Origin of the sequence: Tabrizicola flagellatus (assembly GCF_008271465.1) — a bacterium.
In the GTDB taxonomy this organism is placed as follows: Bacteria; Pseudomonadota; Alphaproteobacteria; order Rhodobacterales; family Rhodobacteraceae; genus Tabrizicola; species Tabrizicola flagellata.
In genome coordinates this window covers 153310-171067 of the sequence record NZ_VMDU01000006.1, presented here as the reverse complement: position 1 = coordinate 171067, position 17758 = coordinate 153310, and the positions used below count along the sequence as shown (strand labels likewise).

General features: G+C 66.8%; 23 protein-coding genes. 14 read left to right on the top strand and 9 right to left on the bottom strand.

Going from position 1 to position 17758, the window contains the following annotated elements:
* The first annotated feature begins 137 nt into the window (after window positions 1–137).
* The 6 genes from FL625_RS11260 (at window position 138) to FL625_RS11235 (ending at window position 3979) form a co-directional block, all read left to right on the top strand.
* Window positions 138–764, top strand: coding sequence for a hypothetical protein (locus tag FL625_RS11260; protein ID WP_149588765.1), 627 nt, complete (start codon window positions 138–140; stop codon window positions 762–764).
* Complete coding sequence (locus tag FL625_RS11255) at window positions 764–1120, top strand: hypothetical protein (protein WP_149588764.1); 357 nt, start codon at window positions 764–766, stop codon at window positions 1118–1120. Before FL625_RS11260 ends, FL625_RS11255 begins: the two co-directional genes overlap by 1 nt.
* A 297-nt stretch (window positions 1121–1417) precedes the next feature.
* Window positions 1418–1921 carry a type III secretion system chaperone family protein gene (locus FL625_RS11250; RefSeq protein ID WP_200833936.1) on the top strand — a complete coding sequence of 168 codons (504 nt, stop codon included), beginning with the start codon at window positions 1418–1420 and terminating at the stop codon, window positions 1919–1921.
* A 28-nt stretch (window positions 1922–1949) separates the two neighbouring features.
* Complete coding sequence (proC, locus tag FL625_RS11245) at window positions 1950–2762, top strand: pyrroline-5-carboxylate reductase (protein WP_149588762.1); 813 nt, start codon at window positions 1950–1952, stop codon at window positions 2760–2762.
* Window positions 2759–3094 (top strand): tRNA-binding protein, encoded by a 336-nt coding sequence (locus tag FL625_RS11240; protein ID WP_149588761.1) that lies wholly within the window; start codon window positions 2759–2761, stop codon window positions 3092–3094. Before proC ends, FL625_RS11240 begins: the two co-directional genes overlap by 4 nt.
* A 240-nt stretch (window positions 3095–3334) precedes the next feature.
* A complete protein-coding gene (locus FL625_RS11235; protein WP_149588760.1) occupies window positions 3335–3979 on the top strand; it encodes a DUF7424 family protein in 645 nt (214 codons plus the stop codon).
* A 56-nt stretch (window positions 3980–4035) separates the two neighbouring features.
* Here FL625_RS11235 and FL625_RS11230 read toward each other — a convergent pair whose 3' ends face one another.
* Complete coding sequence (locus FL625_RS11230; RefSeq protein WP_149588759.1) at window positions 4036–4992, bottom strand: L-malyl-CoA/beta-methylmalyl-CoA lyase; 957 nt, start codon at window positions 4990–4992, stop codon at window positions 4036–4038.
* A 185-nt stretch (window positions 4993–5177) separates the two neighbouring features.
* Here FL625_RS11230 and dgcA point away from each other — a divergent pair, with 185 nt between their 5' ends.
* The 5 genes from dgcA (at window position 5178) to FL625_RS11205 (ending at window position 8682) form a co-directional block, all read left to right on the top strand.
* A complete protein-coding gene (gene dgcA / locus FL625_RS11225) occupies window positions 5178–6140 on the top strand; it encodes an N-acetyl-D-Glu racemase DgcA (protein WP_149588776.1) in 963 nt (320 codons plus the stop codon).
* 3 nt (window positions 6141–6143) lie between these two features.
* Window positions 6144–7007 (top strand): D-amino-acid transaminase, encoded by an 864-nt coding sequence (locus FL625_RS11220; RefSeq protein WP_149588758.1) that lies wholly within the window; start codon window positions 6144–6146, stop codon window positions 7005–7007.
* A gap of 103 nt (window positions 7008–7110) precedes the next feature.
* The gene (locus FL625_RS11215) at window positions 7111–7563 is read left to right on the top strand and encodes a YaiI/YqxD family protein (protein ID WP_149588757.1); all 453 of its coding nucleotides are present in this window, start codon (window positions 7111–7113) and stop codon (window positions 7561–7563) included.
* Between the two features lie 106 nt (window positions 7564–7669).
* Window positions 7670–8386 carry an AzlC family ABC transporter permease gene (locus tag FL625_RS11210; protein ID WP_160147770.1) on the top strand — a complete coding sequence of 239 codons (717 nt, stop codon included), beginning with the start codon at window positions 7670–7672 and terminating at the stop codon, window positions 8384–8386.
* Window positions 8383–8682 carry an AzlD family protein gene (locus FL625_RS11205; RefSeq protein ID WP_149588755.1) on the top strand — a complete coding sequence of 100 codons (300 nt, stop codon included), beginning with the start codon at window positions 8383–8385 and terminating at the stop codon, window positions 8680–8682. Before FL625_RS11210 ends, FL625_RS11205 begins: the two co-directional genes overlap by 4 nt.
* Before the next feature lie 189 nt (window positions 8683–8871).
* Here the strand turns inward: FL625_RS11205 and FL625_RS11200 are convergent, their stop codons facing one another.
* From FL625_RS11200 to FL625_RS11180, 5 genes are all read right to left on the bottom strand, one after another.
* Window positions 8872–9426, bottom strand: coding sequence for a F0F1 ATP synthase subunit B (locus FL625_RS11200; RefSeq protein ID WP_149588754.1), 555 nt, complete (start codon window positions 9424–9426; stop codon window positions 8872–8874).
* Between the two features lie 4 nt (window positions 9427–9430).
* A complete protein-coding gene (locus FL625_RS11195) occupies window positions 9431–9955 on the bottom strand; it encodes a F0F1 ATP synthase subunit B' (protein ID WP_149588753.1) in 525 nt (174 codons plus the stop codon).
* Window positions 9956–10017: 62 nt separating this feature from the next.
* Window positions 10018–10254 carry a F0F1 ATP synthase subunit C gene (locus FL625_RS11190; protein WP_135448301.1) on the bottom strand — a complete coding sequence of 79 codons (237 nt, stop codon included), beginning with the start codon at window positions 10252–10254 and terminating at the stop codon, window positions 10018–10020.
* A gap of 46 nt (window positions 10255–10300) precedes the next feature.
* Complete coding sequence (locus FL625_RS11185) at window positions 10301–11056, bottom strand: F0F1 ATP synthase subunit A (RefSeq protein ID WP_149588752.1); 756 nt, start codon at window positions 11054–11056, stop codon at window positions 10301–10303.
* 2 nt (window positions 11057–11058) lie between these two features.
* Window positions 11059–11382: an AtpZ/AtpI family protein gene (locus FL625_RS11180; RefSeq protein WP_149588751.1), complete on the bottom strand. Its 324-nt coding sequence runs from the start codon at window positions 11380–11382 to the stop codon at window positions 11059–11061.
* A gap of 192 nt (window positions 11383–11574) precedes the next feature.
* Between FL625_RS11180 and FL625_RS11175 the strand changes: the two genes are divergently transcribed.
* A complete protein-coding gene (locus tag FL625_RS11175; protein ID WP_149588750.1) occupies window positions 11575–11904 on the top strand; it encodes an ArsR/SmtB family transcription factor in 330 nt (109 codons plus the stop codon).
* Here FL625_RS11175 and FL625_RS11170 read toward each other — a convergent pair.
* The 3 genes from FL625_RS11170 to FL625_RS11160 form a co-directional block, all read right to left on the bottom strand.
* Complete coding sequence (locus FL625_RS11170) at window positions 11901–12143, bottom strand: hypothetical protein (protein ID WP_235019384.1); 243 nt, start codon at window positions 12141–12143, stop codon at window positions 11901–11903. The genes FL625_RS11175 and FL625_RS11170 overlap by 4 nt on opposite strands.
* A gap of 120 nt (window positions 12144–12263) precedes the next feature.
* A complete protein-coding gene (locus FL625_RS11165; protein ID WP_149588748.1) occupies window positions 12264–12581 on the bottom strand; it encodes a hypothetical protein in 318 nt (105 codons plus the stop codon).
* Window positions 12582–12695: 114 nt separating this feature from the next.
* The gene (locus FL625_RS11160; RefSeq protein WP_149588747.1) at window positions 12696–15194 is read right to left on the bottom strand and encodes a GcvT family protein; all 2499 of its coding nucleotides are present in this window, start codon (window positions 15192–15194) and stop codon (window positions 12696–12698) included.
* Between the two features lie 329 nt (window positions 15195–15523).
* Here FL625_RS11160 and FL625_RS11155 point away from each other — a divergent pair, with 329 nt between their 5' ends.
* Both FL625_RS11155 and speB read left to right on the top strand, forming a co-directional pair.
* On the top strand, window positions 15524–16645 hold the full coding sequence (locus FL625_RS11155; RefSeq protein WP_149588746.1) for a C13 family peptidase: 1122 nt from the start codon (window positions 15524–15526) through the stop codon (window positions 16643–16645).
* 137 nt (window positions 16646–16782) lie between these two features.
* The gene (gene speB, locus FL625_RS11150; protein WP_149588745.1) at window positions 16783–17757 is read left to right on the top strand and encodes an agmatinase; all 975 of its coding nucleotides are present in this window, start codon (window positions 16783–16785) and stop codon (window positions 17755–17757) included.
* Window position 17758 lies beyond the last annotated feature (1 nt).

The following is a 17758-nucleotide window of genomic DNA, read 5'->3' as shown; positions in this document are numbered from 1 at the left end:
CTACGCAACTTCTGGCGCCCAACGGATACATCAGCGTTGGCGGCACCTCGTCCGTGATCGGGTTTGCCACCATGGGCCTCTACATCGAAAGCGACTACTGACATGCGGAACGGGCTGTGATCGCGGGAGTCTGACAGATGCCCCTGTTCGATGACAGCATCTTCGATCCGGCGGTGTTCGACATCGGGTCCGGCGTTGAAGTGCCAGCTCAGGGCGCGGCGGCAGGCACGGTTGTGCTGGGAGGCACATCCTCCGGCACTGCCGCAGTCCGGGGAGATGGGGTTGGCGCGCTTCCCTTTTCCGGCAGTGGCGCGGCCATTGTCCCGGCCGGGGCAGCCACGACCGGCGCTCTATCGCTGGCTGGCGAGGGGACCGCGGAGGCAACCGCAGACGGTGTAGCCGGTGGGTTGCTGGCCCTGAGTGGCCAAGGGGATGGAGCAGCGCGAACAATCGCCGAAGCCAGTGGCGGGTTGGAGTTTTCCGGAAGCGGCGACGGGATGGCCCTGTCCGAAGGCCGGGCGGTAGGCGGGCTGAGCCTGGTCGGATCGGGGGGCGCAGTCGTCCGGGCGGCCGCCACAGGAATGGGCGGTCTTGACCTTTCTGGCGGTGCGATCGGAGCGATCGCAGGCGCGGCGGACTACTCCACCGGCAATCTCGCATTTGCCGCCGGTTGGCCGAGAGCCGGGATACTGCTCGAGCAGCCGCCCCGCACCGGCATGGTTCTTAACCCGGTCCGTAGGGGCCAAATCATGGAGATCTCGTGATGGCTGCCAGGTTCACGATCCGCAGGGGCGACCGCAGTCCCTGGATTGCTTACAAGTTCGGCATCGATCTGTCGCTGGCGACCGGGGTCACGTTCTCATTGCGCGACGAGGCAGCGAACGCGGTATTCATTGATAATGCGCCGGCGATCATCGCGAACGGCAGCTATCGGATCGACGGCCAGATGGTGACACTCGCCCCGACCGACGGGGTTGTGTTTTACGCCTGGACGGCGACTGACACGGCCGTCGAACGGAGGAGCTGCATCGGTCTGTTTCACATCCAGTGGCCTGGTGGCCTCCAGGAGACATGGCCGAGCCAGGGCTTCATTCCAGTTGTCATCGGCTCGAACTTCTGATCGCTCACGGATGGGGGCAAGGCACCTTTCAAAGCGCGATAGAACCCTCTCTATGCACCTCTGGAAGCCACCGATCGAAAATCGTTTTGCTGCAAACTCTGTTGTCAAAGTGTGCAGATTCTGATGTCACGCCACATCCGCTTTTCCACAGCTATTTTCGCAAGAAATCGCTTTACAGGCTTTCGCTCCTGTCCCACCATATCTAGTAAGGGCCTCGTCAGGCAAACGCAGACCCTTGCCAGATACCCAGTTTCTAGTGGGTTTCGGCCCGCGAGAAGCTTCATGATGAGGCCGGGCATGTCGCTTTCCGAAGACTACGCTGTGATGGAGGATCTCCACCCCATCGACATCGTCGAAACCCTGGCCGAACACCACGCCTGGGAATTCGACCGCGTGACCGACGACCAGATCGCCATGGCGGTCGAGGGGCAATGGCGCACCTATTCCCTGACCCTGGCGTGGAGCGACCAGGACGAAACCCTGCGCCTGATCTGCACCTTCGAGATGGACCCGCCCGCCGAAAAGCTGCCTGCCCTCCTCGACGTGCTGAACCGCTGCAACGATATGGTCTGGTCCGGCGCCTTCACCTGGTGGGCGGAACAGAAGCTGATGGTCTGGCGCTACGGGCTGGTGCTGTCGGGCGGCCAGATGGCCGGGCCGGAACAGATCGACCGCCTGATCGCCAGCGCGGTCAGCGCCTCGGAGCGGTTCTACCCGGCCTTCCAGCTCGTCTCCTGGGGCGACCAGTCCCCGGCCGAGGCGATGAAGGTTGCCATTGCCGAGGCCTACGGCCGCGCCTAACCTGCCCCCGGTTCGAAAGGGGGATGGGATGAACCTGGATCGTGTGACCCGCGAGGGGCTGGTGCTCCTGGGCTGCGGCAAGATGGGGACGGCGCTGTTGACCGGCTGGCTGGCCGCCGGGGTGCCGCCGGCCTCGGTCTGGGTGATCGAGCCGAACCCGACTGACTGGCTGAAAGGCACCGGCGTTCACCTGAACAAGGGCGTTCCGCCGGCGCCCGCCGTGGCGGTGCTGGCGGTCAAGCCGCAGATGATGGGCGCGGCGCTGCCGGCCCTGCAGGCGCTCGGCAACGGCAGGACGCTGTTCGTCTCGATTGCCGCCGGAACGAAGATCGCTACCTTCGAGGATGTGCTGGGCATCCGCACCCCCATCGTCCGCACCATGCCGAACACGCCCGCGATGGTCGGCAGGGGGATCACCGCGCTCTGCCGCAACTCCCATGTGTCGGACGCCGATTTCGCCCTGGCGCGCGACCTGATGGCCGCCGTGGGCGAGGTGGTGGACCTTGCTTCCGAGGACCAGATCGACGCGGTTACCGCCGTCTCGGGCTCGGGCCCCGCCTATGTCTTCCACCTGATTGAAGCCCTCGCCGCCGCAGGGGAAGCCGAGGGCCTGCCCGCCGGGATGGCGATGCAACTCGCCCGCGCCACGGTCTGCGGGGCGGGGGAACTGGCCTATCAGAGCCCCGAAAGCGCCGCGCAGCTTCGCATCAACGTGACCTCGCCCGGTGGCACCACGGCGGCGGCGCTGGCGGTGCTGATGGACCCGGAGTCGGGCTTCCCGGCCCTGATGCGTCGGGCGGTGAAGGCCGCCGCCGATAGGGGGCGGGAACTCGGCAAATGACCATCACCTACGACGACTTCGCCCGCGTGGACATCCGCGTCGGCCGCATCACCCGCGCCGAACCCTTCCCCGAGGCGCGGAAGCCCGCCTACAGGCTCTGGGTCGATTTCGGGCCGGAGATCGGCGAGAAACGCTCCTCGGCCCAGATCACGAAACACTACCGGCTCGAGGATCTCGTCGGTCGGCAGGTGCTGGCCGTGGTCAACTTCCCGCCGCGCCAGATCGGCCCGGTCCTGTCCGAGGTGCTGGTCCTGGGCCTGCCCGACGCCGAGGGCGCGGTGGTGCTGATCGGCCCGGACCAGGAGGTGCCGCTCGGCGGCAAGCTGTTCTGAGGCGGTGGTTGGCGTGAAGAATTGTCAGCTACACTGCTGTGCATCTCGATGACTACGTTCTGGCTATCCTGAAGCATAGTCAATGCTCACTTCATCTACTTCCCTAGCCACTTCACAGGGGTAGTTCTCCACGATGAACGCCTTCATGCAAAGGGGGCGGAATTGCCCTCGGTCGCGACTGGACACCTTGTCATCGGACTGTCTAGGCTTTGGGTTGAAGTGCGAAAGCATGGGGGAGCTATGCGCAAGTTGATGTTTGCGGCCGCCGCGGCATTGATGGGATGCAAGGCAGACTATGTTGGCGAAGGAAGCATCAAGGCGGCTCAGGCTGCCATTGATGGGAAAGCGGCTACAATGACCGGTGTAATCGGCATCGAAACCGGCAGCGATACAAAGTGCAGGGAGCTCGCTCCATCTCTGGCCGAGGCGCTTGCCACGGAATATGCAGGCGCGACATTCATCGGATGCACGCGGCGCAATTTCGACAACTTCGCAGATTTCAGGGTAGCGCTACCGGTCCTCCCAGCGAACACCAAGTCTGGTCCACCGCTGTCGATGCGGACCAGTCTTGCTGACGACACGGTTATGGTCGGCCTGTATCTTGACCTTGATGCCGTGGAACGCCTGAGGGCAGAACTGCCTGATGACGTCACACTCTTTGCTTCGGGGCCAATCGACATCGCCGTGACCGTTGACGTACGAAATGACACTGATGCCCAGGTTTCGGTGACTACGAACGGAGCGTTCGTGGATGGGCAGCCCATGCCAAACCGGAGAGTGCACGATCTCGCTTCGGGCGCGATCATTCGTATTCAGCCCTCAAATGTTCATGCAGCCGCACTGGCGAACGGGCAGGGTGCCTTTCTATTCAGCTTTGATCGCTGATGCGTCAGTCGGTGCAGATCGGGGCGTGCGACGCCTCTTGTTGAGTCAAACGTATCTCAGACCCCGATCAGTTCTGCCTGCCGCACGATGACCTCGGCCTGCCGCATGCTGGCGATGTCCACCAGCCGCCCCTTGTAGACCGCGGCGCCCTGGCCCGCGGCCTTCGCGGCCTCCATCGCCGCCAGGATCTCGCGCGCCTCGCGCACGGCGGCTTCCGAGGGGGTGAACACCTCGTTGGCCAGCGCCACCTGCTTGGGATGGATCGCCCATTTGCCGACCATTCCCAGGGTCGCCGAGCGTCGCGCCTGGGCGCGGAAGCCCTCCTCGTCGCTGAAGTCCCCGAAGGGCCCGTCCACCGGCAAGACGCCATGCGTCCGGCAGGCCGCCACGATCGCCGCCTGGGCCCAGTGCCAGGGGTCGGACCAGTATTTCTGCCCCTCGCGGTGCATGTAGTAGTTTTCCTGCGTCCCGCCGATGCCGGTGGTCTGCATCCCCATGCTCGCGGCAAAGTCCGCCGCGCCCAGGCTCATCGCCTGCAATCGGGGGCTCGAGGCCGCGATTTCCTCGACATGGGCGATCCCCGCCGCCGTCTCGATGATGACCTCAAGACTGATCCGCTTCTGCCGCCCGGCCGCCGCCTCGCAGGCGGTGACCAGCGCATCCACCGCATAGACATCCGCCGCGCAACCGACTTTCGGGATCATGATCTGGTCGAGCCGCTCGCTCGCCTGTTCCAGGAGGTCCACCACATCGCGATACCAGAAAGGGGTGTCGAGCCCGTTGATCCGCACCGACAGCGTCTTGCGGCCCCAGTCCACCTCGGAAATCGCCTTGATGATGTTCGCCCGCGCCTGCGCCTTGTCGGCCGGAGCGACCGAATCCTCCAGATCCAGGTTGATGACATCCGCCGCACTCGCCGCCATCTTGGCGAACAGCTCGGGGCGCGAGCCGGGGCCGAACAGCTGGCAGCGGTTCGGACGGGCGGGGGCGGGGGGTTGCAGGCGGAAGCTCATGGGTGGGGCCTTGTGGAAAGTATGTTTCGCAGGATGATGCGTCTGCGGTATATTCTTGCGCGGTCAACCGCAAGCCCGATTTCGCAGTTGCAGCAAAACGGCCGCTCATCAAGCCCTGCGGCTTTCTTCGCTTGCGTCCCGCGCGCCGGCAGCGAAGAAAGCCTGCAGGCTTGATGAGCGACCCCATGATTTCCGTCACCGAAGACAGGTTCCGCCTCGCGCAGGCCTTCACCATCAGCCGAGGGTCCAAGACCGAGGCGCAGGTGCTGACCGTCCGCATCGCGCGCGGCGGCAAGGCCGGATGGGGGGAATGCGTGCCCTATGCCCGCTACGGCGAGACCCTGGCCAGCGCCCGCGCCGAGATCGAAGGCCTGCCCGAGGGCATCGACTGCAGGGCGCTGCAATCCGCGCTCGGACCCGGCGCGGCGCGCAATGCGGTGGACTGCGCGCTGTGGGACCTTGCGGCCAAGCGTGCCGGAAAGCCGGTCTGGCAGCTTGCGAACCTGCCCGCCCCCGGCCCGGTTGTCACCGCCTTCACCCTGTCCCTGGCTCCGCCCGACCTCATGCGGGCGGCGGCTGCGGCAAACGCACACCGGCCGGTGCTGAAGATCAAGCTCGGCACACCCGACGACATGCCCCGGCTCGAGGCCGTCCGCGCCGGCGCCCCGCGCGCGCGGATCATCGTCGATGCCAACGAAGGCTGGACGCCCGAGGTCTATGCCGACCTCGCCCCGCATCTCCTCCGGCTGGGGGTTGCGCTGGTCGAACAGCCGCTGCCCGCCGGACAGGACGGGATGCTGTCCGAGATCCCCCGCCCGGTCCCGATCTGCGCCGACGAAAGCTGCCACGACCGCGACAGTCTTGCGGGGCTCAAGGGCCGCTATGACGCGGTGAACCTGAAGCTCGACAAGACCGGCGGGCTGACCGAGGCGCTGGCCACCCGCGACCTCGCGCTGCGGATGGGGTTCACGGTGATGGTCGGCTGCATGGTGGGCTCGTCGCTGGCAATGGCTCCGGCGGTGCTTCTGGCGCAGGGGGCGGCGTGGACAGATCTTGACGGCCCGCTGCTTCTGGCCGAAGACCGCCCGTATCCCCTGCGCTACGATGCCGAAGGGGTCCACCCGCCCGATGCCAACCTCTGGGGATAGACCATGACCCGCACTGTCTATGTGAACGGCGACTACCTGCCCGAAACCGAGGCCAAGGTCTCGATCTTCGACCGGGGGTTCCTGATGGCCGACGGCGTCTATGAGGTGACCTCGGTGCTGGACGGCAAGCTGATCGACTTCGAGGGGCACATCCGGCGGCTGGAGCGGTCGCTGCGGGAGCTGGAGATGACCTGCCCGATCTCGTCGGACGACCTGCTGGCGATGCATCGGGAGCTGGTCCGGCGGAACGGGATCAACCAGGGGATGATCTATCTTCAGGTCACGCGGGGCAATCCGGGGGACCGCAGCTTCCTGTTCCCCGATGCCTCGGTGCCGGGGACGGTGGTGGCCTTCACGCAGAACATCCCGAACCTGGCGGATGCTCCGGCGGCCAAGACCGGGTTCCGGGTCATCACGATCCCGGACCTGCGCTGGAGCCGGGTCGATATCAAGACGGTGCAGCTGCTGTATCCCTCGATGGGGAAGATGGCGGCGAAGAAGGCCGGCGTCGATGACAGCTGGTTCACCGACGAGGCGGGGGCGGTGACCGAAGGGACCTCGAACAACGCCTATATCGTGAAGGGGAACCGGATCATCACGCGGGCGCTGGGCAACGACATCCTGCACGGGATCACCCGGGCGGCGGTCCTTCGTTTCGCGGCCGAGGCCCAATTCGAGGTGGAGGAGCGGCCGTTCACCCCGGCCGAGGCGCAGGAGGCGGACGAGGCGTTCTCCACCGCGGCCTCGATCTTCGTGATGCCGGTCGTGGAGGTGGATGGCAAACCGGTCGGGTCGGGCAAGCCGGGGCCGGTGGCGACGCGCCTGCGCGAGATCTACCTGGACGAGATGCGGAAGGCCGCGATCTGAAGGTGTCCACGGTGGACAATCGCCGAGTTTCATTTGGAAACAAGAACTTGCGATTTTCCGTTAGGGGTTCCTTAACCCCTGTCCACGGCGCCTCGGGGGCCGCATGACGCTGTATATCGATGCGGACGCATGCCCGGTGAAGGCCGAGGCCGAGACGGTCGCCACGCGCCACAGGGTGCGGATGGTGGTGGTGTCGAACGGGGGGATCCGGCCCTCGGCGAACCCGCTCGTCGAGAGCGTCTTCGTGGGCCAGGGGCCGGACGAGGCCGACAAGTGGATCGCCGAGGCCTGCGGGCCGGGGGATGTGGTCGTCACCGGGGATATACCGCTCGCCGCGAAATGCGTGGCAAGGGGTGCGCAGGTGGTGAAGTACAACGGCGAGGAGCTGACGGCCGCCAATGTCGGGATGGCGCTGGCGACGCGGGACCTGATGCAGGACCTGTGCTCGGCCGATCCGTTCCGGCTGGGCGGGGGCAGGATGTTTTCCAAGGCCGACCGGAGTCGGTTTCTGGATGTGCTGGACCGGGTGTTGCGGGCGGCGGCGCGGGGGGCGTGAGTGGTCCCGGGCGTGATGCGGTTGCGCGGGTTGGACGTGCGGATGGTGCGGCTCATAGCGCACCCTACGGTGGGGATGCGGTGGTGCGCTTTGCACGGTGGGGAAGGTGCGCTGTAGCGCACCCTACGCGGCGGTGAGCCGCGCGCTGTTCTCATATGACGGCTTCCGGCGCGGGGCGCGGGACGGGGTGCCGCTGGCGCTGTCGATCTTCGCCTATGGGGTGGGGTTCGGGCTGGTGGCGGCGCAGGCCGGGTTCGGCGTGGGCAAGGCCGTGGCGACCAGCGCGGCGATCTATTCCGGCTCCGCGCAGCTGGCGGCGGTGAACCTGCTCCAGACCGGCGAGGCGACGCTCTGGGCGCTGTTTGCCACGATCCTGGTGATCAACGCGCGGTATCTGCTGTTCGGGGCGGCCTTGCAGCCCTGGCTCTGGTCGGCGGGGCCGGTGCGGGCCTATGGCAGCCTGCTGCTCCTCGGCGATGCCAACTGGCTGATGACGATGCGCAAGGTCCGCGCGGGAGAGGAGGACCGGGCCTATCTTGCCGGCACCGGGGCGCCGATCACGGCGGGATGGTTGGCGGGGACGGCGCTGGGCGCGGGTGCGGTCAGCGTGTTGCCGAGGCCGGAGGCGCTGGGCTTCGACCTGATGCTCGCCTGCTTTGCCGCCGGCATGATGACGGCCATGGTCAAGGCGCGGGCGGACCTGCTGCCGGTGGCGGTGGGCGCGGGGACGGCGCTGGTCGTGGCGCATCTGTTCGGCCCGGCGCCCGCGATCATCGCTGCGGGGCTGGCGGGGGCTGCGGTCGCGGCGCTGGTGCACCGATGACGGACAGCTTTCCGGTCCTGCTGGCGGTCATGGCCTCGGCGGCCTTCCTCTGCCGCGTGGCGGGGTTCATGCTGATGCGCTTTGTGCCGGTGACGCCCCGCATCGAGGCGGCCTTGCGCGCCACGCCCCTGGCGGTGATGGCGGGGATCACGGCGCTGGCGGTGCAGGCGGGCGGGCTGGCCGAGGGGCTGGCGCTGACCGCCGTCGTCGGGCTGACGCTGGTGTTGCGCAGCGACGTGGCGGCGGCCCTGCTGGGGGTGGTCGTGGTGGCGGGGCTGCGCTGGGCGGGGGGTTGAGGAACGGCTCCTGCGTCGCGCCTTCGGCTTCTTCTCGCCGAGAAAACTCCTCGTTCGCCTTCGGCTTCTCGTCGTGAGGGGGCGGTTCCAGCGAGGAGGGGCCGAAGAGGCCCACGACGAGCGGCGCCGAAAAGCAGAACCGGCGGCCCCTTGCGAGACCGCCGGTTCGCATGTCTCGACCGGGTCGGCCTAGTGCAGCCGCGCTTCGACCTGGGCGATGGCCTCGTCGATCGAAGTCGAGACGGCATCGGCGGTCATCTGCTTGGACAGCACGTCGCCGGCAGCGGCCACGGCCACCGCGACGGCCTGTTCCCGGACCTGGCGGATCGCGGCGGCTTCGGCCGAGGCGATCTGTTCGGTGGCCGACGCCATCCGGCGGGCGATCGAGGCCTTGAGATCCTCCTTCGCCTGGGCGGCGGCGGCGAGTGCCTCCTCCCGGGCCGCGCTGACGATGCGGTCGGCCTGTTCCTGGACTTCCTTCTGCCGGCGTTCGTAGGTGGCGAGGATCGACTTGGCTTCCTCGCGCAGGGCGCGAGCCTCGTCGAGTTCGGCCTTGATGGCGGCGGCGCGGGCGTCGAGCATGCCCGTCAGCTTGGCCGGGACCTTCATGTAGACCAGGATACCGATGAAGGCGATGAAGGCGATCAGGACGACGAAGTTCGTGTTCTGCAGCGAGAAGAACGGGCCCGAGGCCGCCATCGCGGGCGAGGCGAGAAGAGCGAGGAGGATGGAGAGCTTCTTCATCGCCTTACCCTTTCAGCCGGGCCGCAACGGCCGCGGTCACGGTTTTCGCATCTGCACCGACGCCAAGCGCGGCAACCAGTTCGGCCGCGACATCACGGGCCACTTCGGATACCGCCTGGGCGGCGCCGTCGCGGATTTCGGCAATCGTCTTCTCGGATTCCGCCGCCTTTGCCGCGATTTCGGCATCAGCCTTCGCGGTGGCCGCATCGAGGTCCTTCTGGATCTCGGCCCTGGCCTGGGCCACGATCTTCGCGGCCTCGGTCCGGGCGTTGGCCAGCGCCTCGTTGTAGGATTTCTCGGCCTCGACCGCTTTCTGCTTCAGCTCTTCGGCCGCGGCAAGGTCGTTGGTGATCGTGCTTTTCCGGTCGGCCAGCACCGCGCCGATGCGGGGCAGGGCGATGCGCGACAGCACGAAATAGATCACGACCAGCGTGACCAGAAGCCAGAAGATCTGGTTCGGCCAGGTCGAGAAGTCGAGCTGGGGCATCCCCACAGCCTTTCCCGCCTCGGCAGTTGCTTCGGTTGCCATGTCGTCTCTCCTGTGGAACCTGGGCCGGGGATCATCCCGGCCCGGATGTCAGCGCAGAAAGATCAGACGGCGAACATCAGCAGAAGGGCGATCAGGAACGAGAAGATCCCGAGAGCTTCCGCGAAGGCGATGCCGACGAAGAGGTTGGCCATCTGGCCGGGGGCGGCCGAGGGGTTGCGCAGCGCGCCGGCGAGGAAGTTGCCGGCGATGTGGCCCACGCCGATGCCGGCGCCGCCGAGGCCGATAGTTGCCAGACCGGCACCGATGTATTTGCCGAGCAGAGCGAGTTCGCCTTCCATGATGTCTCTCCTATGGATGGAATGCTGAGGATGGTTGGACCCGGACCTAGTGATGGGCGTCGCCGACGGCGTCGCGCAGGTACACGCAGGTCAGAATGGTGAAGACGTAGGCCTGAACGGCGGCCACGAGCGTTTCCAGCCCGTAGATCGCGGCGATGGCGGCGATCGGCACGACCGAGGCGATGCCCATGGCGCCGGCAAAGCCCGCAAAGACCTTGATCACGGCGTGGCCCGCCATCAGGTTGCCGCCAAGACGGATGGAGTGCGAGAGCGGCCGCACGAAGTAGGAGATCAGTTCGATCACCGCGAGGATCGGGCGCAGCACCAGCGGCGCCGAGGAGACCCAGAACATCGACAGGAAGCCCAGGCCCTTGCGGTAGAGGCCGACCAGGGTGACGGTCAGGAACACCAGGAGCGCCAGCACCGCCGTGACGGCGATGTGCGAGGTGGTGGTAAAGGACATCGGGATCAGGCCGAGCATGTTCGACAGGAAGACGAACATGAAAAGCGTCATGATATAGGGGAAGAACTTCAGCCCTTCGTGGCCGGCCACGTCCTCGACCATCTTGTGGATGAAGCCGTAGAACAGTTCGGCCACCGATTGCCCGCGCGAGGGGACGATGGCGCGGCGGCGGGTGGACAGGACCAGAAGCGCGATCATCGCAACGACCGCGATGCCCATCCAGAGCGTGACATTGGTGGGCGTGTACCATTCGATGGGACCGTCGCCGAACAGCGGCTTGACGACGAACTGATCCATCGGGTGGATCTGAAGCCCGCTGCCGTGTTCTTCCGTCGCCATCGTCAGTTCCCTTCCTTGTCGGCCTGTTCGGCCTTTCGTCCCAGTTCCCTCGCGCTGCCCAGCATCGTCCTGACGCCCGCCGCGAAGCCGAAGAGCGAGAAGATCACCAGGAAGACCGGCAGCGTGCCGAACAGCACGTCGAGCCCGTAACCGATGCCGGACCCCAGCATGATGCCGGTCGCCAGCTCGATCACCATCCTCCAGGCCAGCTCGCCCTGCGAGAAACCCCTGGCTGCGGCGGACCTGGGCGGCGCTTCCTTCGCCTTCACCTTCGACAGCCGCGCCTCAAGCTCGCGCAGGCGGTCGGGGTCGGGTTCGGTCGCCATCGGCCATGTCCCTCGCAGTCGCGGCGGTTCTACGGAGCGGGGCATGGAGAGTCAAGCGCGCAAAACTTTCGGCAAGTCATTGAAAAAAGGCGATTATGGTGGTCGCTTTCGGCGCCGCGGGCTGGCTGTGGTCTGAATCTCATATTCAACCCCGCGGTTGACGATCTTGTGGCCCGCGGAAATAGTCGCAGGATGACCGACCCTCTGGATGCCGTCTTTGCCGCGCTTGCCGACCCGACCCGCCGGGCGATCCTGACCATGCTGCTTGAGGACGACATGGCCGTGACGGATGTGGCCGAGCCCTTCGCGATGAGCCTGGCCGCGATCTCCAAGCATCTGTCGGTGCTGGCCGATGCCGGGCTGATCAGCCGTGAACGGCGTGGCCGGGTGATCTGGTGCAAGCTCGAACCCGAGGCGATGCGCGCGGCCTCGGTCTGGATGCGGGGGTTCGGGTTGTTCGACCCCGTGGACCTGGACGCCTTCGAGCGGTTCCTGGAGAAGGAACTGTCGGAAGAGGACTAGCGTCGCCGCCGTCGCCTGAACCAGCGTTGCAGTGACCAGCGGCTGCGGATGATCGCGGCCGAGATCGGCTCGCGCAGGCGCGGCAGGTCGATGGCCAGGAGCAGCAGCCCGGCGGGCAGCATCCACAGGCCGAGGATCGGCAGGAACCAGAAGAGGCCGCCGATGGTCAGAAGGATGGCGAGCGGAAAGCGGATCGGAAACCAGCTGTCCCGGCGCAGTCGCGAAAGGGGCGCACGCAACTGCGGCACCAGGCGTTCAAGTGCGTGAAACTGCCGATTGAACCGGCGCTCGCGGCGTGACATCGGACCCCCAATTCGCAGGATCATGCGACAGGAAGGTGACAGGGGTGCGACGCCGGATCAGGGTCGCGCGCGCCAGCGCCGCGCCAGGCGGCGTGCCTTGTGCCGTGCCCGGATCAAAAGGACCGAGATCGGGCCGCGCAGGACGGGCAGGTCAACGGCCAGGAGGAGAAGGCCGAGGGGCAGCATCCAGATCCCGAGGAAAGGCAGGAAGGACAGCAGTCCCCCGGAAATCAGCAGCAGGGCAAGTGGGAATCGGATCGGAAACCAGCTGTCGCGGCGCAGCGTGGACATCGGTCCGCGCAGGGGCGGAATCAACCGCTCCAGCGCGTCGAACTGTCGTTGGAACCGGCGTTCCCGTCTGTGCTTTGCGGCCATGCGGTCAAGATGGGGACCGCGGGCGGCGCTTCAAGGGCAGGCTCGTCGAGCACTTCGTGCACTCCTCGCGGGGGGGCGCCCGACGAGTGCACGAAGTGCTCGAGGAGGCGTCGCTTACCCGTCGATTCGGATGCGCGCGTTCGAGGGATCGAAGGGGCTGTCCTCGGTCACGACCGCATCCCATTCCCTCAGCTGGATCTTCACCTTCAACTTCTGGCCGGGGGTGGCGAGGTCCGGGTGCACATAGCCCATGCCGATCTGCTTGCCGAAGGCGACCGAATACCCGCCCGAGGTCAGTCGGCCGACCTTCACCCCGTCATGGAAGATCGCCTCCTTGCCCCAGGGATCGGTGTCGTCCGGCCCGTCGATCAGCAGCGTCACGCATTTGAAACGGATGCCGGTCTCCAGCATCTTCTCCTTGCCGCGGAAGTCCTTGGACAGGTCCACGAACCGGTCGAGCCCGCCTTCCAGCGGCGTCGCGTCGCGGCCAAGCTCGGACCCGAAAGCGCGGTAGGATTTCTCCTGCCGCAGCCAGTTCTGCGCCCGGGCGCCGACGCCCTTGAGCCCGTGCTTTTCGCCGACCGACCAGATAAGGTCCCAGAGGTAGCGGCCGAATTCGATCGGGTAGTGAAGCTCCCAGCCGAGTTCCCCGGTATAGGCGACGCGGACGGCGCGGACGGGGCACATGCCCAGTTCGATGTCGCGGTAGGAAAGCCAGGGGAAGCGCTTGTTGCCCAGCACCGTTTCGGGGTCGGCGTCCTTGACGATCTCCTTCAAGAGCGCGCGGGAATTGGGGCCGGCCAGCGCATAGACGCCCCATTGCGTGGTCACGTCATGGATGTCGATGTGCCCGCCGCCCTGCGCCATCCAGTCCTCGGCCGATTTCAGCAGGAAATCCGCGTCATAGGCCGTCCAGGCGCCGGCGGAGATCAGGTAGTATTCGTCGTGTTTCAGCCGGACGATGGTGTATTCGGTCCGCGTGGTGCCGTGATCGGTCAGCGCGTAGGTCAGGTTGATCCGGCCCACGTTCGGCAGCTTGTTGCAGGTGAAATGGTCGAGGAAGGCCGTGGCGCCCGGGCCGCGCACCAGGTGCTTGGTGAAGGCCGAGGCGTCGATGATGCCGACGGTGTTGCGGACGGCCTCGGCCTCGGCCTTCGCATAGGGCCACCAGGTGCCACGGCGGAACGACCGGCCGTTGTGGTCGAAGTCGGCGGGGGCGTCCTTGGGGCCATAGTAGTTCGGGCGTTCCCAGCCGTTCACCTGGCCGAACTGCGCGCCCATTTCCTTCTGCCGGTCATAGGCGGGGGCGGTGCGGAGCGGACGGCAGGCTTCGCGTTCCTCGTCCGGGTGGTGCAGGATGAAGACGTGGTCGTAGCACTCCTCGTTCTTCCGGGAGGCATATTCCGTCGTCATCCAGCCACCGAAGCGCTTGGGGTCGAGCGAGGCCATGTCGATCTCGGCCTCTCCTTCCGTCATCAGTTGCGCGAGGTAGTAGCCGGTGCCGCCCGCGGCGGTGATTCCGAAGGAGAAGCCCTCGGCCAGCCACATGTTGCGCAGGCCGGGCGCGGGGCCGACCAGCGGGTTGCCGTCGGGGGTATAGCAGATCGGGCCGTTGTAATCGTCCTTCAGGCCCACGGTTTCCGAGGACGGGATCCGGTGGATGAAGGACATGTATTCCTGCTCGATCCGTTCGAGGTCGAGCGGGAAGAGATCGGCGCGGAAGCTGTCGGGGACGCCATACTGGAACCGGGCCGGGGCGCCCTTTTCGTAGGGGCCGAGGATCCAGCCGCCGCGTTCCTCGCGGACGTACCACTTGGCGTCGGCATCGCGCAGGACCGGATGCTGCGGGTTGGTCTTGCGCCATTCGACGAGGGCGGGGTCGGGCTCGGTCACGATATACTGGTGTTCGACCGGGATCGCGGGGGTCTTGATGCCGAGGAGCCGCGCGGTGCGCTGGGCGTGGTTGCCGGTGGCGGTGACGACATGTTCGGCGGTGATGTCGAAGCGGTCGTCGGTGGGGATCAGCATGCCCCCCTTGTCCTCGAGCCGCGTGCAGGAGACGATCCATTCGCTGCCGGTCCAGCGGTAGCCGTCCACCTGGATCTTCCGCTCGATCGTCGCCCCCAGTTGCCGCGCCCCCTTGGCCATGGCCTGCGTCACGTCGGCCGGGTTGATGTAGCCGTCCTGCGGGTGGTAGAGCGCGCCGATCAGGTCCTCGGTCCTGACCAGCGGCCAGCGATCCTTGATTTCCTTCGGGGTCAGGAACTCGTGATAGACCCCGGCGGTCTCGGCGACCGAGGAATAGAGCATGTATTCGTCCATCCGCGCCTGGGTCTGTGCCATGCGCAGGTTGCCGACGACGTAGAAGCCGGGGTTCAGGCCCGTCTCGGCCTCGAGCCCCTTGTAGAAATCGACCGAATACTTGTGGATGTGGGTCGTCGCGTAGGACATGTTGAACAGCGGCAGGAGCCCGGCCGCATGCCAGGTGGATCCCGCCGTGAGCTCGTCCCTTTCGACCAGCATCGTGTCCCAACCGGCTTTCGCAAGGTGATAGGCGATCCCGGTGCCGACTGCGCCGCCGCCGACGACAAGGGCCTTGACGTGGGTTTTCATGGAAGGGACTCCCGCATTAGGTTTGCCCCTATGTGCCAGAGCCGGGGGAAACCGGGCAAGTCCACCCGACCTTTGGCGTCAGAAAACGACATGGGGACATGTCGCGCCGAAGTCTTGCCCCGATTCTGCGGTTGAAGGGGCGAAAAGGGAATCGAGCATGTCCGTCCGCGAGACCGCGCTTTCAGAAATGCCGCCCGCCACGCCCCCGTCGCTCGCCGCGTTGGTGGCGCTGGCGGCGATCCTGCTGTCCTGGCTGGCCGATTATGCCGGGCAGGCGGCCTATTTCGGGCCGGGGGGCAGTCTGTCGCCCGGGGGGGCTGCAGTCCGCGGTGGCGCAGGCGGCGGTGGTGGTGGCCGGGCTGGTCCTGGGCCTCGCGCTGGTCGGGCGGATGGAGCTGCTGGCGCGGGCAGTGACTGCGCTGTTCCTTCTGATTGCGCTGATCGACATTTCGATGTGGACAGCGGTCCGGGAACTGCCGCAGATCCTCGCATCGGGTCGAGGTCTGGGACTGTTGCAGGGGCTGTCGCAGACGGCGCAGCTTGCGCTGGTCGTCTGGCTTCTGCGCGGGCCGCGGGCCGAATGGCGGCGTGCCGGGCTGGTCATGGCGGCGGTGTTTCTGGCAACGCAGCAACTGGCCCAGGGCTGGTTCCGCGCCGATCTGCTTTACGTTCGCAAGGATCCTGCTGCGCAAGTGGCGCCGGTGGATATCGAGGCGCTTTATGCCGCACAGGAGCAACTTTTCGGGGCGCAGGTCGCGGCTCTGGGGCCGGGGCAGGCAGAAGAGCCGGAGGTCTTTGCCCTGACGCTGGGCGGCACGGCGGACCAGTCGGTTTTCCTGTCCGAGGTCGAGGGCGTCGCCGCCATCCTTGACGCGGCCTATGACGCAGGCGGTCGCACCCTGCGGCTGGCCAACAGCCGAACCGCTCCGCTGCGCTATCCGATGGCGAACCGGGCGAACCTTGCCCGGGCGCTGGTCGAGATCGGTCGGCGGCAGGGGCCGGAGGATCTGGCCTTCCTGTTTCTCACCTCGCACGGGCAGAAGGACCGTTTCGCGCTGGATTTCCCCGAGGCGGGCACCACCGACCTGACAGCGGCCGATTTCGCCCGGATGCTGCGCGAGGCCGGGATCGGCCCGGCCGTCATCGTGCTGTCGGCCTGTTTCTCGGGCTCGTTCCTGGACGATCTGGCCGCGCCCGACCGCCTCGTGATCACCGCCGCGCGGGGCGACCGGACCTCGTTCGGCTGCCGCGACGGGGCGGAGTGGACAGAGTTCGGCCAGTCCCTCTTCGACCGTGCGCTGCGTGTCGAGGCGGACCCGCGCAAGGCCTTCCGGGCTGCGGCCGAGGACGTGGCCCGGAAGGAGGTGGCGAAAGGGCTGACGCCCAGCGTGCCACGGATCCGGGAAGGGGCCGAAATCGGCGCGGTGCTGGACCGGGTGCTGGCGCGCTGAGGGGTGGCTCGTCGTGCACCTTCGGCTTCTCCTCGCCGGGCGCTACCGACGAGAAGCCGAAAGCGCACGAGGAGGGGTCCCTTGCCGTTCCGGGCGTTCTGCGCAAGGTTGGCGCGGATCGGAAGGAAGGCCCACAGATGACCCGTTACAACCAACCCCTCGGCGGCAACGAGATGCCGCGTTTCGGCGGACCGGCGACGATGATGCGCCTTCCGGCGGCAAGCAGCGCGAAGGGGCTGGATGCGGCCTTCATCGGCATCCCGATGGATCACGGCACCAGCAATCGCCCCGGCACCCGGCTTGGCCCCCGGCAGATCCGCGACGAAAGCCGGATGATCCGGCCCTACAACATGGCGACCGGCGCGGCGCCCTTCGAGCACCTCCAGGTCGCCGACCTGGGCGATGTGGCGATCAACACCTTCGACCTGAAGAAGTCGGTGGACATCATCACCGCGCATTACCGCGAGGTGCTGGCCGAGGGCGTGATTCCCCTGACCCTTGGCGGCGACCACACGCTGACCTGGCCGATCCTGCGCGCGATCAAGGAACGGCACGGGCCGGTCGCGCTGATCCATGTCGATGCGCATGCCGACATCAACGACACCATGTTCGGCGAAACGGTGGCCCACGGCTGCCCCTTCCGCCGCGCCTGGGAGGATGGCTGCCTGATCAACGACAAGGTGTTCCAGATCGGCCTGCGCGCCACGGGCTATGCGGCGGACGATTTCGACTGGGGCCGCCGGCAGGGCTGGACGGTCGTGCAGGCCGAGGAGTGCTGGCACAAGTCGCTGACCCCGCTGATGCGCATCGTCCGCGACCGGATCGGCGATGCCCCGGTCTATCTGTCCTACGACATCGACAGCCTCGATTCGGCCTTCGCCCCCGGCACCGGCACGGTGGAGCCGGGCGGGCTGACCACCTGGCAGGGGCTGGAGATCATCCGCGGCTGCGCCGGGCTGAACCTGGTCGGCTGCGACCTGGTCGAGGTCTCGCCGCCCTATGACCCCACGGGCAACACCGCGCTGATCGCGGCGAATTTCCTTTACGAGATGCTTTGCGTGCTGCCCGGCGTGCCGCAGGTGCCGTCGCGCTTTTCCGGCCTGACCTTCTAGG

What these genes read in the sequence shown, in the direction of transcription:
- FL625_RS11260 (WP_149588765.1), top strand. Translation starts at nt 138, where the DNA reads ATGCCCCTGTTCGATGACAGCATCTTCGATCCGGCGGTGTTCGACATC.
- FL625_RS11255 (WP_149588764.1), top strand. Translation starts at nt 764, where the DNA reads ATGGCTGCCAGGTTCACGATCCGCAGGGGCGACCGCAGTCCCTGGATT.
- FL625_RS11250 (WP_200833936.1), top strand. Translation starts at nt 1,418, where the DNA reads ATGTCGCTTTCCGAAGACTACGCTGTGATGGAGGATCTCCACCCCATC.
- proC (WP_149588762.1), top strand. Translation starts at nt 1,950, where the DNA reads ATGAACCTGGATCGTGTGACCCGCGAGGGGCTGGTGCTCCTGGGCTGC.
- FL625_RS11240 (WP_149588761.1), top strand. Translation starts at nt 2,759, where the DNA reads ATGACCATCACCTACGACGACTTCGCCCGCGTGGACATCCGCGTCGGC.
- FL625_RS11235 (WP_149588760.1), top strand. Translation starts at nt 3,335, where the DNA reads ATGCGCAAGTTGATGTTTGCGGCCGCCGCGGCATTGATGGGATGCAAG.
- FL625_RS11230 (WP_149588759.1), bottom strand. Translation starts at nt 4,992, where the DNA reads ATGAGCTTCCGCCTGCAACCCCCCGCCCCCGCCCGTCCGAACCGCTGC.
- dgcA (WP_149588776.1), top strand. Translation starts at nt 5,178, where the DNA reads ATGATTTCCGTCACCGAAGACAGGTTCCGCCTCGCGCAGGCCTTCACC.
- FL625_RS11220 (WP_149588758.1), top strand. Translation starts at nt 6,144, where the DNA reads ATGACCCGCACTGTCTATGTGAACGGCGACTACCTGCCCGAAACCGAG.
- FL625_RS11215 (WP_149588757.1), top strand. Translation starts at nt 7,111, where the DNA reads ATGACGCTGTATATCGATGCGGACGCATGCCCGGTGAAGGCCGAGGCC.
- FL625_RS11205 (WP_149588755.1), top strand. Translation starts at nt 8,383, where the DNA reads ATGACGGACAGCTTTCCGGTCCTGCTGGCGGTCATGGCCTCGGCGGCC.
- FL625_RS11200 (WP_149588754.1), bottom strand. Translation starts at nt 9,426, where the DNA reads ATGAAGAAGCTCTCCATCCTCCTCGCTCTTCTCGCCTCGCCCGCGATG.
- FL625_RS11195 (WP_149588753.1), bottom strand. Translation starts at nt 9,955, where the DNA reads ATGGCAACCGAAGCAACTGCCGAGGCGGGAAAGGCTGTGGGGATGCCC.
- FL625_RS11190 (WP_135448301.1), bottom strand. Translation starts at nt 10,254, where the DNA reads ATGGAAGGCGAACTCGCTCTGCTCGGCAAATACATCGGTGCCGGTCTG.
- FL625_RS11185 (WP_149588752.1), bottom strand. Translation starts at nt 11,056, where the DNA reads ATGGCGACGGAAGAACACGGCAGCGGGCTTCAGATCCACCCGATGGAT.
- FL625_RS11180 (WP_149588751.1), bottom strand. Translation starts at nt 11,382, where the DNA reads ATGGCGACCGAACCCGACCCCGACCGCCTGCGCGAGCTTGAGGCGCGG.
- FL625_RS11175 (WP_149588750.1), top strand. Translation starts at nt 11,575, where the DNA reads ATGACCGACCCTCTGGATGCCGTCTTTGCCGCGCTTGCCGACCCGACC.
- FL625_RS11165 (WP_149588748.1), bottom strand. Translation starts at nt 12,581, where the DNA reads ATGGCCGCAAAGCACAGACGGGAACGCCGGTTCCAACGACAGTTCGAC.
- FL625_RS11160 (WP_149588747.1), bottom strand. Translation starts at nt 15,194, where the DNA reads ATGAAAACCCACGTCAAGGCCCTTGTCGTCGGCGGCGGCGCAGTCGGC.
- speB (WP_149588745.1), top strand. Translation starts at nt 16,783, where the DNA reads ATGACCCGTTACAACCAACCCCTCGGCGGCAACGAGATGCCGCGTTTC.